This is a genomic window from Loigolactobacillus backii (assembly GCF_001663675.1).
GTDB lineage: Bacteria > Bacillota > Bacilli > Lactobacillales > Lactobacillaceae > Loigolactobacillus > Loigolactobacillus backii.
This window is the reverse complement of record NZ_CP014873.1, coordinates 1-16,520: the sequence shown is the minus strand read 5'-3', so window position 1 is coordinate 16,520 and position 16,520 is coordinate 1. Positions and strand designations below refer to the sequence as shown.

At 40.5% G+C, this 16,520-nt stretch carries 12 protein-coding genes; 11 read left to right on the top strand and 1 reads right to left on the bottom strand.

What is annotated here, in order from left to right; genetic code table 11:
• The 4 genes from AYR53_RS00065 to AYR53_RS00050 all read left to right on the top strand — a co-directional run bounded on the left by AYR53_RS00065 (position 1) and on the right by AYR53_RS00050 (position 3,069).
• Positions 1 to 915 (top strand): PTS system mannose/fructose/sorbose family transporter subunit IID, encoded by a 915-nt coding sequence (locus AYR53_RS00065; RefSeq protein WP_068222873.1) that lies wholly within the window; start codon positions 1 to 3, stop codon positions 913 to 915.
• A 436-nt stretch (positions 916 to 1,351) separates the two neighbouring features.
• Positions 1,352 to 1,738 carry a DUF956 family protein gene (locus AYR53_RS00060; protein WP_068222885.1) on the top strand — a complete coding sequence of 129 codons (387 nt, stop codon included), beginning with the start codon at positions 1,352 to 1,354 and terminating at the stop codon, positions 1,736 to 1,738.
• Between the two features lie 238 nt (positions 1,739 to 1,976).
• Positions 1,977 to 2,357 (top strand): DUF956 family protein, encoded by a 381-nt coding sequence (locus AYR53_RS00055; RefSeq protein ID WP_068222894.1) that lies wholly within the window; start codon positions 1,977 to 1,979, stop codon positions 2,355 to 2,357.
• A gap of 121 nt (positions 2,358 to 2,478) precedes the next feature.
• Complete coding sequence (locus AYR53_RS00050) at positions 2,479 to 3,069, top strand: ECF transporter S component (protein ID WP_068222897.1); 591 nt, start codon at positions 2,479 to 2,481, stop codon at positions 3,067 to 3,069.
• 971 nt (positions 3,070 to 4,040) lie between these two features.
• Here the strand turns inward: AYR53_RS00050 and AYR53_RS00040 are convergent.
• A complete protein-coding gene (locus AYR53_RS00040; protein ID WP_068222905.1) occupies positions 4,041 to 6,035 on the bottom strand; it encodes a cation:proton antiporter in 1,995 nt (664 codons plus the stop codon).
• A 297-nt stretch (positions 6,036 to 6,332) separates the two neighbouring features.
• On the opposite strand from AYR53_RS00040, the gene AYR53_RS00035 reads away from it, so the two are divergent.
• From AYR53_RS00035 to AYR53_RS00005, 7 genes are all read left to right on the top strand, one after another.
• Positions 6,333 to 7,766 carry a cytochrome ubiquinol oxidase subunit I gene (locus tag AYR53_RS00035; RefSeq protein WP_178378347.1) on the top strand — a complete coding sequence of 478 codons (1,434 nt, stop codon included), beginning with the start codon at positions 6,333 to 6,335 and terminating at the stop codon, positions 7,764 to 7,766.
• Complete coding sequence (gene cydB / locus AYR53_RS00030; protein ID WP_068222910.1) at positions 7,759 to 8,769, top strand: cytochrome d ubiquinol oxidase subunit II; 1,011 nt, start codon at positions 7,759 to 7,761, stop codon at positions 8,767 to 8,769. Before AYR53_RS00035 ends, cydB begins: the two co-directional genes overlap by 8 nt.
• Positions 8,770 to 10,509, top strand: a complete 1,740-nt coding sequence (gene cydD / locus AYR53_RS00025; protein ID WP_068222912.1) for a thiol reductant ABC exporter subunit CydD — start codon at positions 8,770 to 8,772, stop codon at positions 10,507 to 10,509.
• Entirely contained in the window at positions 10,506 to 12,242 is a 1,737-nt protein-coding gene (cydC, locus tag AYR53_RS00020; protein WP_068222915.1) for a thiol reductant ABC exporter subunit CydC, read from the top strand. The genes cydD and cydC overlap by 4 nt, the downstream gene beginning before the upstream one ends.
• 249 nt (positions 12,243 to 12,491) lie before the next feature.
• Positions 12,492 to 13,406 carry a prenyltransferase gene (locus AYR53_RS00015; RefSeq protein ID WP_068222917.1) on the top strand — a complete coding sequence of 305 codons (915 nt, stop codon included), beginning with the start codon at positions 12,492 to 12,494 and terminating at the stop codon, positions 13,404 to 13,406.
• A 665-nt stretch (positions 13,407 to 14,071) separates the two neighbouring features.
• The gene (gene serC / locus AYR53_RS00010) at positions 14,072 to 15,145 is read left to right on the top strand and encodes a 3-phosphoserine/phosphohydroxythreonine transaminase (RefSeq protein ID WP_068222919.1); all 1,074 of its coding nucleotides are present in this window, start codon (positions 14,072 to 14,074) and stop codon (positions 15,143 to 15,145) included.
• A 2-nt stretch (positions 15,146 to 15,147) separates the two neighbouring features.
• Positions 15,148 to 16,338, top strand: a complete 1,191-nt coding sequence (locus AYR53_RS00005; protein ID WP_068222921.1) for a phosphoglycerate dehydrogenase — start codon at positions 15,148 to 15,150, stop codon at positions 16,336 to 16,338.
• Positions 16,339 to 16,520 lie beyond the last annotated feature (182 nt).

The window sequence follows — 16,520 nt, the reverse complement described above, 5'->3', positions numbered from 1 at the left end:
ATGGCAGATAATAAAATTACTTTAACCAAAAGAGATCGTATCAATGTTTGGTGGCGTTCAACCTTCATTCAAGGTTCTTGGAACTATGAACGTATGCAAAATGGTGGCTGGTGCTATACATTAATTCCAGTTATTAAAAAGTTATATAAGACAAAAGAAGATCGTTCCGCTGCTTTAAAGCGTCATTTGGAATTCTTTAATACACATCCATACTTAGCTTCACCAATTATTGGTGTAACAATGGCACTTGAAGAAGAACGTGCTAATGGTGCCCCAATTGATGACGTTGCTATCCAAGGTGTAAAAGTAGGTATGATGGGTCCTTTGGCTGGTGTCGGCGATCCAGTATTCTGGTTCACGGTTAAGCCAATCTTAGGTGCTCTTGCTGCTTCTCTAGCAATGGGCGGTAACATTATGGGACCAATCATCTATTTCGTTTTTTGGAATTTAATTCGGATGGGCTTCATGTGGTATACACAAGAATTTGGTTACAAAGCAGGTTCTGCAATTTCTGAAGATTTATCTGGTGGTTTATTACAAGATGTCACTAAAGGTGCTACCATTCTTGGTATGTTTATCTTAGGGTCGTTAATTAACCGTTGGGTTGTTGTTAAGTTCACACCTGTTGTTTCGAAGATTCAACAGTCTAAAGGTGCCTTTATTGACTGGGCTAAATTGCCAAAGGGCTCTGCTGGGATCAAAGAAGCTTTGACACAGCAAGCTGCTGGTTTATCTTTAGATAAGTTCAAAGTAACAACATTGCAAGATAACCTAGATCTTTTAATTCCAGGTTTAGCTGGATTACTCTTAACATTCTTATGCATGTGGTTATTGAAGAAGAAAGTTTCACCAATCATCATTATTCTTGGCTTATTCGTTGTTGGTGTTGTATTACACGTATTACACGTTATGTAAGCATAGTGATTTGGTTAAAGGGAGTGGAACAAAAGTCGGTTTTGGGTTTACTGCGTAACGTAAGCTAATCCAATAACCGTACTATGGTTGTTAGATTAGCTGTAGTTAGGCACGTGAACTCAGACTTTTGGCACACGTTCTAGAATAATGATCGGAACAATAAGAGGCTGGGACTTTTGTCCCGGCCTCTTTTTTAAAAGTATTTACGGACATTGGAACCAATTATTAAGTTATCGTGGTACAGTTATAATGTATTATCTAGTTTTAATTTGCTGTAGTTGAATCCGTAGTGTTATTAGCAATATATGGCGGATAACTTGTAATTGCGGCGTAGGGTCTAAATGTTTTTGGGATAAGCGTTAAGAAATACTAGTGTTTGTAAATCTGGCCTATACTTAATCTATTGTGAGTATTGTAGAGAAATGGAGTTGAGCAAATGGTTGAATCAATTAATACGAAAGTCGATTTAGTCGTTGATGCTACGTCCTATTTAGGAACAGCAAAATACGGCAGAATTATGGTTGGTGATAAAGGATTTGAATTTTTTAATGAACATAATGTTCGTGATTTTATTCAAGTTCCGTGGAATGAATTAGATTATGTTTTGGCTTCTGTCATGTTCAAAGGACATTGGATTCCACGTTTTGCCATTCGGACTAAGAAAAACGGTACCTATACTTTTTCGGCTAAAAACCCGAAAAAATTATTGCGATGTATTCGGGTATACGTTGATCCAAGCCACATGGTACGTTCTTTGACATTCTTAGATGTTTTAAAACGCGGTATCGTTGGTCTGTTTAGTAAACGGAAAAAGGCTAAATAGGGCTAATTTATCCATTAAAATCACTATCAGATTTTTTCTGACGGTGATTTTTTAAAATGCTAGAATATTTGGTAAAGGTAATTTTCAAACTTAGCCGAAGGGTATCAATCTATTTTTCGCGGTTTCTTACGCGGATTAATCAGTGTAAGATCAAATAAAATGATTTTCCAACGTATCGGGGAAAAATAATTAACGGTTTTAACTAAATGAAATGAGCAAAAAGAAACGGGGGACCGAAATGATTGAATCAATTAATACGAAAGTTGATCTAAAGGTCAAGGCAACTTTATATGCCGGGACAACGCAGTATGGTAAAATCATCGTTGGTGATAAGGGTTTTGAATTTTTGAACGACCAGAAATACCGTAATTTTATTCAGGTACCCTGGGAAGAGGTTGACTACGTGATTGCTTCGGTTGGATTTAGGAAAAGGCGGATTTCCCGTTATTCGATCCAAACAAAACAACGCGGTACGTATGCATTCTCTTCTAAGGATCCCAAAGAGGTTTTACGAATGATTCGCCAGTATGTCGATCCCAGTCATTTAGTTAGACCAAAAAGTATTTTTGATGGTCTAAGGCATGATTTTGAAAATATGTCTAAGAAAAAAAGTGATTAAACCAGTGAGTGTTTCGATTTTAAGCACGAACTGTATGGTTTACAAAAATCAATAAAATTACTTTTAGACCAAACTTTACTAATGCTATAATAGCGAAGTAGCTAAGGGAGAGTGATGTATCTTGACTAAGGGAAGATCGGCTTACCGAATTAGTATTCTAGCACTTTTTATTGCCATTATTATTATTCAGAATTTTGTACCGCTATTCGGGTACATTCCAATTGGGCCGTTAGATTTAACGACTATTCACGTAACGGTTATTATTGCGGCCATGGTTTTAGGTCCGATCGATGGTGCAATTGTTGGGGGTGTTTGGGGCCTAATCACCTTTATCCGGGCGTTCACTTCGCCTACGAGTCCACTGGCGCCATTAGTTTTTACAAATCCAGTGATTGCCATTGTGCCGCGAATCCTAATTGGTCTGGTAACAGGCTATTTGTTTAACTGGTTAAGGAAAACACACTTACCGCAAACTGTAGGGATGATGTTTGCTAGTTTGGCTGGGGCGCTGACCAATACTATTTTAGTGCTTGGCTTAATTTATATATTTTACCGAAATCCACAAGTGGCGGCAGTTTATCACACTAATTTAAACGGACTACTCAATGTATTATTAGTTGTTGTGGCGACGAATGGTATTCCGGAGGCCATTTTGGCAGCAATTGTTGGCCCATTAATTAGTTTGCCGTTGCAGCGTTACCGAAAAGATTGATGATACAGTACCGTTATTTTGAAGGTCGTAATGAATTTGACCCTAAATTCGTTACGATCTTTTTTTGTATTGTGATTTAACACTATGGAACTAAGAAGGATCAAATGAATCAGACATGTTTAGTATTTCTTTCTAATTAAGTTTATATATATATAAAACCCTCAGGGACCCAAAAAGTGACACTAAAAAAGCAATAATTTTTGTAACCACTCCGAAAGCTGATCAGGGCGGGGATAATTATTGCTTTTTTATTTTACTTTTTTCTAAATTTATTTTTTGAAATTGATTAATGGCGGCGAGTACTACCTCGAGTACAACCTCGAAGGAGTACTCGAGGTTGTACTCGCCGATTTCGCGGTTATTTTTATTAGCGGTAGCCTGTGGGTATTTGGTGGAAACGTGTTTGAAAAAGCAGATTATGGCTACGCTAGTCGAACGATCCGCTGCGCGTCTCTTTTCGTCTAGCTGCCATGTTTCTTGTGGTGACCGAGACGAGCTTAGTCGAGGAAACACAGTTATGGACCTTATAACTGTGCTCCCTAGCCTCGCCACAAGAATGGACAACGTTCGTAGCATCAAAGAATATTAGCGTTCCTCGCTGCGATTCGGACTTCGGTTCATCTTAGTCCGATCGACATCGTAAGCGAAGCCAGTAATATTCCTCCTTCATTGCGAAGTAGTAGGGTATATTCCATAATCTGAGCGCTTTTTCACTCTCTTCTGAAACGTGTTAAAAAAGGCAGATTATTACATATAGCTACGCTAGTCGAACGATCCGCTGCGCAGATCTTATCGACCAGCTAGGCTATATTCCATAATCTGAGCGCCTTTTTTAACACTCTCTTTTCTAAAACGTGTTTGAAAAAGCAGATTATTGCGTATAGCTATGCTAGTCGAACGATCCGCTGCGCGTCTCTTTTCGCCTAGCTAGGCCACACTCCATAATCTGGGCGCTTTTTCAAACACTCTCGTTAATCAAAGTTATCGCTATTTTGCATGTAGACAATCTCATCGTAGGAAATTTGTTCCCGCAATTGCTTGGCCGTGTCGGTACTGATTAATTGGTCGGTTAAATGATTGTCCACGTAATCATATTCATACTGGAAAGCAGTGATGAATAAATCTTTTTGTGTATCATTTGTTTCGTCACTATTGCTGAAACGACGGTGCCGCTCACGATAGGAACGGCGAACAATTCCAATTGCCGCAAAATTGTCGACGGTTGTTTCGTTATTCAAATACTCAATAACGGCGTTGTAACCATGGTCCTCAATCTGGGCGAAAATTTGGCGTGTGTCTTTTATTTTTTTACGTTGTTGGTCGGTTAAATTACGGCGCAGTTGAGCTATTCGACGTTTCTTTAAAAGACCAAAGGTTAGATATTTAAAACCAGATTTTATTCGGCGCCAAAGAATTTGCCAGATACTTTTTTTCGTAGCAAAGTTGCTTTGAATTAAAAAGCGCTCGTAGGAAAGCTGTTGTTTAGGTGTAATGTCACCCGTGGTCACTAACTGCTGGACCGTCGTTTGTTCAACATGCTGTGTTTTTTTAAACAGGCGGGTCAGTGTTTCATAAGATGGGCGGGTATAATCGGATTTTTGATTGTACAGTGTTTCTAAGACAATTTGGGCGCTCTGCGTACCACTAACTGTTTGTTGTAATTCGGTGATCGCAAAATCCAACATATCGTTGCGAATTGCGCGAATGTTGACCGGCGCTTCCTTGGCCGCTTTGACCTTGGCGGGTACGAGTAGTGGAATAACAAAATTTGGAACGATTAAACTTAATAGAATAACAACGGCGGCGACGAAAATAATCTCGTTACGCATTGGGAATGATTTTCCATTTGCTAATGAAAAAGGAATCGAAAGCGCCATGGAAAGGGTAACGGTTCCGTGAATACCGCTGGCTGCCATGATGGCGCTAACTGTTGGTCGATTGAGATCGCGGTAGGGCAGTTTAACGAAGCCAGCGTAAACCCATAAAAAACGTAAACCAGTCGAAATTGCGTAGATTAATAAGGCAAGGCCAAATAGGCTAAAGAACTGCAAAGTATGAGTAGAGATTAAATCGAGAACAACCGTTGGTAAAGTGAGTCCCAATAAGACAAAAACAAAACCATTCAGAACATCGCTGATAATTGTCCAAATACTAGCCGTTGCGAATTGGGTTTTGGTTGAAGTTAGTTGCAAGCGATCACGCTCGGCACCGTGCACTAAACCGGCGGCAACAACTGCTAAGATACCAGAAACTTCAAATTGTTCAGCAACAAAATAGATGATAAAGGGCGTTAAAATCTGTAAGGGAACGGAAATCGGAATACTGTCCGCGGCAATTTCCCGTAGCCAAATGCGCAAACGAACGATCAGCAACCCCAGAATGGCACCAAGGATAAGGCCACCAAAAAAGCTAAAGATAAAACTAGTAATCCCGTGACCAACAGAAAAAGAGCCTTCACGGTAGGCACTGAGACTTAAATTTAAGGCCACAATACCAGATGCGTCATTAAATAGAGATTCGTTTTCTAAGGTATTCATGATGCGGTTTGGCAGCGCCATGTTGGAAGTGATTGACTTAACGGCGACGGCATCTGTTGGGGTCACAATCGCGCCAATGGCAAAGGCCAGCGGAAGTGTCATCAGTGGGAATAGTGAATTAATACTGAATCCCAGAATGATTACTGTGATGACAACTAGAAAAATCGATAATGATAGGACATTGGCAATTCCACGCCTTAAACGGCGGCGGGAGGTGTTTTGCGCATCATTAAACATTAAGGGTGTAATGATGGCATAAAGAAAAATTTCTGGATTAAGTTGATAGTGATGAAAAAGCGGTAAAAGTGATAATAAGAGACCTGCTGCGATTTGATAGAAGGCTAGTGGTATTTTCGGGAAGATTGCGTAAATAATATTGGCAAAAATTACTGCACCTACAATGATGCTAATGGTAAAAATAGTTTCCATGAGGTCCTCCTTTAGCTACATTAGGCAGTCGGTAAAACGGAAATTGTTTTAGCATAAAGCATATTTTAACAAGTAGATCTTTTAGCCTATTCCAGTTTGTGCTATGCCTTTTTGTCATTAATAAAATTGATCAAAGACTATTATGCCATAATTTGATTTGTTGGCGTACTTTAATTATAAAAAAACCATTATTGAAGAATAAATCGTTGGATATCTGAGTTTATCAGCACTGGTAACGCTTCATTATCTAGCCTATAATGAAGGTGTGGAAGTTTAACGAAGGGTGGTAAGAGTATGTTGACGGTTGGTGTGAGTATGTTGTCTTTAGCACGGGTTCAATTTGCGATGACAACAGTATTTCATTTCTTCTTTGTTCCTTTCTCAATCGGGATGGCGTTTATAACGGCAATCATGGAAACAATTTATGTCGTAAAAAAGGCGCCAATTTATAAACAAATGGCACAGTTCTGGGGAAAGATTTTCCTTTTAAGTTTTGCTGTTGGTGTGGTTACTGGTCTTATTCAAGAATTTCAATTTGGGATGAATTGGTCTGATTACTCACGATTTATGGGTGATATTTTTGGGGCGCCACTGGCTATTGAAGCATTGTTGGCGTTTTTCCTGGAATCAGTATTCATCGGACTATGGATGTTTACTTGGGATCGCTTCAAACCTGCGATTCACGTTATTTTTATTTGGTTAGTTATGCTTGGTTCTAGTGCTTCAGCTTTATGGATTTTAACTGCCAATAGTTTTATGCAGAATCCAGTGGCTTATAAATTGGCCAATGGTCGGGCAGAAATGACAAGTTTTACCGGTTTACTTAAGAATCCACAATTGTGGGTTGAATTTCCGCATGTTGTTTTTGGGGCCTTTTTAACGGCGGCTATGGCAGTTGCTGGAATGTCAGCTTGGCGGTTGCTTAAGCATAAGAATATTGATTTTTACAAGAAGTCATTAAAGATTGGTTTGATCGTTGGACTTATTTTTTCATTAGGAACGATTTACGTGGGCGATGCTCAAACCAGAATGATTATTAAGGATCAACCAATGAAGTTTGCCGCAACGGAAGGCCTGTATGATAATACAGGTAAAAAAGCGCCATGGGCAATGATTGAGGGGATTAACGCAGCCGGACATAAGGCAACTTGGAAGGTTGAAATCCCTGACATGCTAAGCATTATGTCTTACCATAAAACAACTGGTGCGGTTAAGGGTATGAATACCATTAATCGTGAATTACACCAGAAGTATGATAAAAAATTTGGTAAGGACATGAATTATTATGTACCACCGAAAACACTTTTCTGGAGTTTCCGAGTTATGGCTGGCTTTGGTACGTTATTTGCACTCGTTACCATCGTTGGCTTGTGGTTTATGCGTAAAAAGAATAATGCCATTGAGAATAAGCGTTGGTTCCTTTACGTTTTAGGGATTTGCCTCTGGTTACCATTTTTAGCCAATACTGCTGGTTGGTTCGTGACTGAACTGGGTCGTTATCCGTGGATTGTTTACGGACTGTTCACGATCGCTGATGCAGTTTCACCAAGTGTCACGGCGGGTGAGTTACTGTTTTCTAACATCACCTACTTCTTGATCTTCACGATGCTTGGCGGTACTATGATTTACTTCTCCCATAAGACATTAGTCGCCGGTCCAGAGCTTGATGACGGCAGTGAAAACCGTGTGAATGTTGATCCATTTGCGAAGGGAGCGTTCAATCATGAGTAGTTTGCAGTTATTATGGTTTTTCTTAATTGGTTTACTATTTGCGGTCTTTTTCTTACTTGAAGGCTTTGATTACGGTGTTGGGATGTCGTTACGTTTCTTGGCCAAAGACGAGCAGGAATGTGACAGCCTTATTCAAACGATTGGACCGCACTGGGATGGTAATGAGGTTTGGTTAATTACTGCCGGCGGTGCAATGTTTGCCTCGTTTCCTTACTGGTATGCCAGTCTATTTTCAGGATTTTATATTTTACTTTTCTTAATCTTATTTGGCCTAATTATCCGTGGGGTGTCCTTTGAATTTCGAACGCACGTAGATACACGTAAGGGGCGAAAGTTATGGGAAGTGACACTTTTCACTGGTAGTTTAATGGCGCCCTTCCTTTTTGGGATGATGTTTACTGATATGGTCAAGGGAATGCCAATTGATGCTCAAGGTAATCTAGGCGCCAGTGTTGGTGATTACATCAATCTCTTTTCGATTGTTGGTGGTGTTGCTGTAGCGTTACTTTGCCTATTACACGGGCTTAATTACATTCGGCTTTCAACCTTAGGTGCATTACGACAACGGGCTCAAAAATTAACTAAGTTACTCTACCCAGTTTTGTTTGTTGGGCTAGTTGTCTACGCCGCGTTACTTTTGTTTCAAACGGACTTCTTTACCGCACGGCCAGTATCAAGTTGGACACTGCTGATCCTAATTGTTTTGGCCAGCGTTGTTGCAACGTACGGTGCCTATGCCGATAAAGAGTGGTTATCGTTTATTGCTAGCGGAGGTACTTTAATCTTATTGGTTGCGTTATTATTCAATGGATTATTCCCACGAGTAATGGTAGCAACTAATCCGGCGCACAGTATCTTAATTAAGAATGCTTCGTCGTCAGAATATACACTAAAAGTTATGACGATCGTGGCTTGCATTTTAGTTCCAATCGTCATCGTGTACACAGTCTGGAGTTACTTTGTCTTTAATAAGCGAGTCACAACAAAAAAAGTGGTGGAATAGATGGTTGATAAGCAGTTATTTAGCTTATCTGGAATAAAAAAAGTAACCATAATGCTTGTAGGACTAACAGTCCTGCAAGCATTTATGATCTTATTTCAGGGGAAATATTTGGCGTTGGCGTTGGTTAAGACGTGGCACTTACGGCCGCTAAATTTATTTGGGCCTTTAATTGGTTTATTTTTTGCGGCGTTCATTGGGCGTCACTTAATTAATTGGGTAAAGAGTATTGTGTTAGATCGCTTTGCCAACCAGGCCAGTCAAAGTTTACGCGAGCAGCTTCTAACTAAATTATTTCATATTGGGCCTAGTCTAGTTGCAAAGCAAGGAACGGGTAACTTAGTCACGATGGCCCTTGATGGAATTGATGAAGTTGATAATTATTTAACGTTGATTTTAAATAAAATGCTGAATATGATGATTATTCCCTGGATTTTATTGATTTATATTTTTACGTTAGACGTTAAAACGGGAGTTGTATTACTCTTAGTTGTTCCAATTGTTATTTTATTTATGATTATTTTAGGTTTTGCCGCCCGGGATAAGGCTGATAAGCAGTATGCGGGCTATCAGCTACTGTCGAATCACTTTGTTGATGCGTTACGTGGATTATCAACCTTAAAGTTGCTAGGAATTAGTAAGCAATACGCAAATAACGTTTATTCAGTGAGTGAATCTTACCGCAAACAAACAATGGCCGTTTTACGGATAGCCGTTTTATCAACTTTTGCCTTAGATTTTTTCACGACGTTATCAATCGCGGTGGTCGCCGTATTCTTAGGACTTGATTTATTGGCCGGTAAAATGCCCTATTTTCCTGCGCTAGCATCCTTGATTCTAGCACCAGAATTTTTCTTGCCCTTACGCGATTTTTCTAGCGACTATCACGCAACTTTAAATGGTAAAAATGCGATGCAAGCTATTCGGCAGTTACTTGCATTACCTGAAGCAACGCAACGTCAGGCCCTCACAAGTTTAACAACGTTTGGTGCTAATGATGAACTGGAATTCAAACACGTCAATGTTAGTTATGAAAATAATAACGAACATGACCTGGCCGATTTTAGTTTTAAAGTTCATGGCTTTCAAAAGATTGGGGTCATGGGGCCTTCCGGGTCCGGTAAATCGACGTTAATTAATACACTAGGTGGTTTTTTGTTGCCTGAGGCCAAAAATGGTGGCCAAATTTTGCTTAATGGGCAGCAAGTTCCGCACCTAAGTCAAGAACAGTGGCAAAATAATTTTGTTTATATGCCGCAAAAGCCGTATTTATTTCACGCAACGATTGGTCAAAATATTGCCTTCTACCAACCAAAGGCCAGTCGTGAAGCAATTAAAGTTGCGGCCGAGAATGCAGGTTTAACAATCTGGCTAAAGCAATTACCGGCCGGTCTTGATACAGTGATCGGTGAAGGTGAGCGAGGAATCAGCGGTGGCCAGGCACAGCGTATTGCGTTAGCCCGAGCATTCTTGGATCGTAAACGGCGTGTATTATTATTTGATGAACCCACCGCTCACTTGGATATCGAGACTGAAGCGGCGCTAAAAGAAACGATGTTACCGCTTTTTAAGGATCACCTTATTTTCTTTGCCACGCACCGCCTGCACTGGATGCAGGAGATGGATCAAATTATGGTAATCGAAGCGGGCCGTTTAGTTGAAATGGGAACACCGCAGCAGTTACAGCAAAAACAAGGAGCATATACACAGTTAATGACACAGATGAAGGGGGCTAAGCTATGAGAAATCCATTTCAACCGTTGAAAAAGGATAATTGGGTGAAGCCTTATATGAAAAAGTATAAAGGCCTGTTGTGCTTAATCTTGGTTCTAGGTCTATTAACCTTCTTTTGTGGCGCTGCGTTAATGTTTAATGCTGGTTACCTGATTAGTAGGGCGGCTCAGCGACCAGACAATATTTTATTAATTTATGTTCCGGTTGTTTTAACTCGGGCTTTTGGGATTGGCCGACCAACTTTTCGCTACGTTGAACGGTTAACTTCACATAACTGGGTGTTTAAGGTTACCTCAGATTTGCGTAAACGATTGTACCTTACGTTGGCAAAGGACGCCGCATTTTTCCAGCAACACTTTAAAACGGGGGATATTTTGGCGCTTTTGGCCGACGATATTGGTCACTTACAGAACCTCTACTTACGAACTATTTTCCCAACGCTAATCAGTTGGTTTCTTTACATCATTATCGTGATTGTACTTGGCTATTTCAGCTGGTTCTTTGCGTTAGGAATGGCATTATTACTAGCAATTATTGTCTTTTTATTACCACTTGTTTCAATTGCGGTGACTGGCGCACGGGTAATGCAGAAAAAGCAGTTAACCCAGCAACTTTACACTGATTTAACTGATAACGTTATGGGTGTTGCTGATTGGGTGATTTCCGGTCGCGAGAACGACTTTATCGCTAAATCACAGCCGACACTGAAGGCCCTGCGCAAGGAAACTTTAGCCACTAAGCGTTTTGAATGGCGGCGTGACTTCTGCATACAGTTTGTGTTTGCAATTATTAGTGTTGCTCTTTTATTGTGGACTAATCGTTATTTTACAACTTCTCCAGCAGCGGTGAATTGGGCGGCGGCTTTCGTACTTAGTCTGTTTCCACTAATTGATGCCTTTGCGCCAGTCAGTCAAGGGGTTGAGGAGTGGCCGATTTATATGAGTTCTGTTACGCGGCTGAATGATTTAAAGCCGCAGGAACAGGCGCTACCACAGCAAGCAAAATTACCGACCACGGTACCACCAATTTCATTTCAGCACGTTGAGTTTGCGTACCCGAATGAGTCCAATATTATTAATGATTTTAATTTAACCGTCAATTCTGGTGAAAAATTAGCAATTTTGGGTCAAACCGGGATGGGGAAAACCACGTTGCTTGATCTATTGTTGGGTGATTTACAGGCACAAAAGGGTGCAATTACAATTGCTGGTGTACCAGTTGCGGCATTACAAGAGCAACGTAAAGAGTTAATTGGGATGTTGGATCAAAAGCCATTCTTATTCAACACAACGGTCCGTAACAACATTCGCTTGGGCAACTTAGAAAAAACTGATCAAGAGATCGATGAGGCGTTAAAGGCCGTTCAGCTGGGCCCGTTAATGGCGCGGTTACCTAAAGGTGCGGACACAATTGTTGAGGAGGATGGTGCACGTTTTTCTGGTGGTGAGCAGCAACGATTAGCCTTAGCACGCTTAATTGTACAAGATGCACCAATTATTTTGTTAGATGAGCCAACAGTTGGGCTTGATCCGATTACGGAAAAGGCGTTACTACGCACCATTTTCAGTGTCTTAGCCGGCAAAACAATTATTTGGGTAACCCATCATTTACAGGGAATTCAAAATGCCGACCAAATAATTTTTCTTGAACATGGTAAAATAAATATGCAAGGTAGTCCACACACTTTATATCAGGAGAATGCACGTTTCCGCAAACTTTACGCGTTAGACTCAGGCGAATAATTAGAGAGTGTTTGAAAAAGCGTTCAGATTATGGAGTATCGCCTAGCTGGTCGAAAAGATCTGCGAAGCGGATCGTTCGACTAGCGTAGCGATACTCCATAATCTGCTTTTTCAAACACGTTTAGACCAAATTAATTAGGAAGGCGTTAGCTAACCGCTTTTTCAAACACTCCACAGTTTAATAATTCGTCAACTGATTTCAAAGCTACGTGTAGTACTTTATTTTAAGTGGTTAAGGAGATATGTCAGGTGACTTTATCAGTATTTTTGGAGCTGGTCGAAATTAAAGCAAAAACGGCCAGTGTATTTCCATTTTTGTTAGGAACTTTTTACGCACTGTATCATTACCGGCAGCTACACCCGGTTTATTTAGTTTTGTTTTTTATTGCGATGTTAGTTTTTAACATGGCGGTTGACGCTAATGATAACTATCAAGATTATCGGCGGGCAACTAAGAATGAAGCGCTAGGATTTCGTGAGAAAACCAATATTATTGGGGTTAATCATTTAAACCCCCGGATGATTGGTTGGCTGGTCTTTTGGATGATGGCCTCTTCGGCCGTTTTAGGAATCTTTATTGCCAGCCAAACTGGTTGGCCAGTTTTATGGTTGGGGCTATTTTGTTACGCCGTAGGTTACTTTTACGCGGGGGGCCCTCGACCGATTTCAACGACACCGTTTGGCGAACTTTTTTCGGGATTAACCATGGGCTTTGTCATCTTCTTGTTAAGTGTCTATTTAAACACTTACGAGGTGGTGACTTTTAACTGGGCGTTTGTGGGACCAATTTTACTATCGTCAGGGTTGGCCGTCTGTGCAATCTCCAATTTAATGTTAGCTAACAATATTTCGGATCAAAAAGAAGATCTAGAGTTGGGCCGGCATACAATTCTGGTTTATATTGGTAAAAAGAATGCTTTGCGGCTATTCGTGGCGCTTTACGTTATTGGCTTTTTGACGCTTATTGTGGCGGTTATTGTTGGTTATTTGCCAAAATTAACGTTATTAACTTTAGTAACGGTACCAATCGTTTGGAAAAATACCCGCCTTTTTTTGGCGAAGCAAATCAAAAAAGAAACATTTCCGTTGGCGGTTAAAAATTTATTTTTAACAACTCTAGCTCAAGTGATCTTTTTTGGATTAGGAGTTTGGTTGAACTTTTAAATTAAGTAGCAATTGTAAGGCATTTTTTGCTGAAACAATTGCTTTTTTTAGAGAGTGTTTGAAAAAGTGTTCAGATTATGGAGTATAGCCTAGCTAGACGAAAAGAGTCGCGCAGCGGATCGTTCGACTAGCGTAGCTATACGCAATAATCTGCTTTTTCAAACACGTTTCAGAAGAGAGGGAAAAAGCGCTTAGATTATGGAGTATAGACTACTACTCCGCAATGAAGGAGAAATATTACTAGCTTCGCTTACGATGTCGATCGGACTAAGATGAATCGAAGTCCGAATCGCAGCGAAAAGCACTAATATTCTTTGATGCTGCGGACGTTGACCATTCTTGTGGCGCAGGCTAGGAAACACAGTTATAAGGTTCATAACTGTGTTTCCTCGACTAAACTCATCTCGGTCACCGCAAGAAACATGGCAGCCAGGCGAAAAGAGACGCACAGCGGATCGTCCGACCGGCGTAGCTATACGCAATAATCTGCTTTTTCCAATACGTTTCCGTCAAATCAATCCGGAAAATATTAGTGAGCATATTTTCCGGATAAGTCGTAGGTTAATCGCAAAAGTGGTCGAAATTAAAGGGTAAGCTATGCTATAATGAGAATTACATTATTTTATTAGATAATAATGAGAACAAATTAATGAAGGGATGATGACATGCAGCAAGTTTATAATTTTGCAGCTGGTCCAGCGGTTTTACCGCAACCAGTATTACAACAAGTGAAGGATGAATTTTTATCCTATCATAATTCTGGTATGAGTATAACGGAGATCAGTCATCGCTCCTCCTTGTTCCAAGATATTATCGATGATGCGGAAAAAACGTTGCGTGATCTGATGCAGATACCTGATGACTACGCGGTTTTATTTGTGCAGGGTGGCGGTAGTCAGCAATTTACTGAAGTCCCTTTGAATTTAGGAACGGATAACGTTGCTTATATTGATACTGGTAACTGGTCAAAAAAAGCGATTGCTGAGGCGCAAAAATTTCCGTCTTTGAAAGTGACAACGTTGGCTAGTTCTGAAGCAACGCATAATACCACTATTCCGTCAGTTCCACCGGTTAGTGCAAATTATGATTATGTCCACATTACAACTAATAACACAATTGAAGGCACTACTTACTTTGATTTACCTGACGTTGGGAAGAATGTCCTTGTTGGTGATATGTCGTCAAATATTTTAGCCCAACGCTATAACGTTCAGGATTTTGGGTTGATTTATGCTGGTGCGCAGAAAAATATTGCACCGGCGGGCCTGACAATCGTAATCGTTCGCCGCGACCTAATTGGCAAAAAAAAGGGCCTACCAGCCATGCTGGATTACGGTCTTCAAAGCGCTAAGGGGTCACTTTATAACACACCACCAGTTTTTAATATTTACATGGCGGGACTTGTTTTTCACTGGTTGGAGGATTGTGGCGGTGTTGACGAAATGGAGAAAGTTAATCGCGCTAAGGCAAAGATACTCTATGATTATTTGGATCAATCGAAGCTATTTTCGGCGCCAGTTAAACCAACTTTTCGTTCCTTAACGAATGTGCCCTTTGTAACTGGGAACGCGGCGATGGACCAAAAGTTTATTACTGCGGCCACAGAAGCAAAGTTATTGAACTTAAAAGGCCACCGATTAGTTGGGGGTATGCGGGCTAGTCTTTATAATGCGATGCCGATTACTGGCGTGACTAAATTAGTTCACTTTATGGCAGAATTTGAACAGGGGGAGAAATAAGCATGACATATCAGATTGTAGCATCGACGACCGTATCACCAGATGGTATTGCCCTTTTTGACCAGAAAAATTATCACATTGATTATGGTGAACAACCTAAAAAGGATACCGCTGGTCTACTGATTCGTAGTGTTGATTTGCACCAAACGCCATTACCAGATGATTTAATTACCATTGGTCGGGCCGGCGTTGGCGTGAATAATATTCCCTTGGCCGAAGCGGCCGCGAAGGGAATCGTTGTTTTTAATGCACCTGGTGCTAATGCGAATGGTGTTAAAGAGTTGGTCTTTGCGGCCTTGACGATTGGCGCGCGACCGATGTTAGCCGGCTCGAAATGGGTTAGCAATTTAAAAGGTGACGATATCGGCGTTCAGGTTGAAAAGGGAAAAAAGGCCTACGTTGGAACTGAACTTTTAGGCAAAAAGCTCGGTGTTATTGGTTTAGGTCATGTTGGTGGCCTAGTTGCCAATGGTGCGTCATCACAGGCTTTCGGAATGCACGTCGTTGGTTATGATCCTTATATTGCTGTGGATACAGCTTGGCATTTATCACACCATATTAAACACGCCGCAGATTTAAAAGGCGTTTTAGAAGATAGCGATTACGTCACGATTCACGTTCCTTTAACAAGTGAAACTAAGGAAATGCTGAACGCCGATGCAATTGCGATGATGAAACCAGGCAGCGTCCTACTTAATTTTGCCCGGGATGATGTGATTGATGAAGATGCCATTATTGCCGCACTTGATCGCGGTCATTTACGAAGGTACATCACTGATTTTGCGTCACCAAAACTCATCCATCACCCTAAGGTTACCGTTTTTCCACATATTGGTGGCTCAACGACTGCGGCAGAAACCAATAGTGCCAAGATGGTTGTTCAAACGATGAAAAATTACTTAGAAACTGGTAATATCAGAAACTCAGTAACTTTTCCGGATACGGATATGCAGTTTGCGTCACCACTACGTTTAACCTTAATTCATAAAAATGTCCCCAATATGGTTGGTAAAATGACTGGCGTTTTGTCGAATTATGAGTTGAACATTGTCAACATGATGAATCGCAGCCAAGGTGATTACGCGTACACCATGATTGATTTGGATCAAATTGACCCTAAACGATTGCAAAAGATTGCTGCCAAAATGGCTCAGATTGACGATGTGATTCGCGTTCGAGTTCTATCTCACTAGAGCGGATTGAAAAAAGAGTCTATTTAGTAATCGGAGTGGCTACTTTTAACCACGTTTATGATTAAGTTGATTGTGTGAATGATAATTTTCAACTTTAACTACTAAATGTGAATTAACCGTAATTTAATTATAATTTTTAAAGAGAATGTTTAAGGGAATCTAAACCTTTAAAACATTCTCTT

Bases quoted from the DNA above. Each gene is read 5' to 3' on its own strand.
- AYR53_RS00040 (WP_068222905.1), bottom strand. From the start codon at position 6,035: ATGGAAACTATTTTTACCATTAGCATCATTGTAGGTGCAGTAATTTTT.
- cydB (WP_068222910.1), top strand. From the start codon at position 7,759: ATGAGTAGTTTGCAGTTATTATGGTTTTTCTTAATTGGTTTACTATTT.
- serC (WP_068222919.1), top strand. From the start codon at position 14,072: ATGCAGCAAGTTTATAATTTTGCAGCTGGTCCAGCGGTTTTACCGCAA.
- AYR53_RS00005 (WP_068222921.1), top strand. From the start codon at position 15,148: ATGACATATCAGATTGTAGCATCGACGACCGTATCACCAGATGGTATT.
- cydD (WP_068222912.1), top strand. From the start codon at position 8,770: ATGGTTGATAAGCAGTTATTTAGCTTATCTGGAATAAAAAAAGTAACC.
- AYR53_RS00060 (WP_068222885.1), top strand. From the start codon at position 1,352: ATGGTTGAATCAATTAATACGAAAGTCGATTTAGTCGTTGATGCTACG.
- cydC (WP_068222915.1), top strand. From the start codon at position 10,506: ATGAGAAATCCATTTCAACCGTTGAAAAAGGATAATTGGGTGAAGCCT.
- AYR53_RS00065 (WP_068222873.1), top strand. From the start codon at position 1: ATGGCAGATAATAAAATTACTTTAACCAAAAGAGATCGTATCAATGTT.
- AYR53_RS00055 (WP_068222894.1), top strand. From the start codon at position 1,977: ATGATTGAATCAATTAATACGAAAGTTGATCTAAAGGTCAAGGCAACT.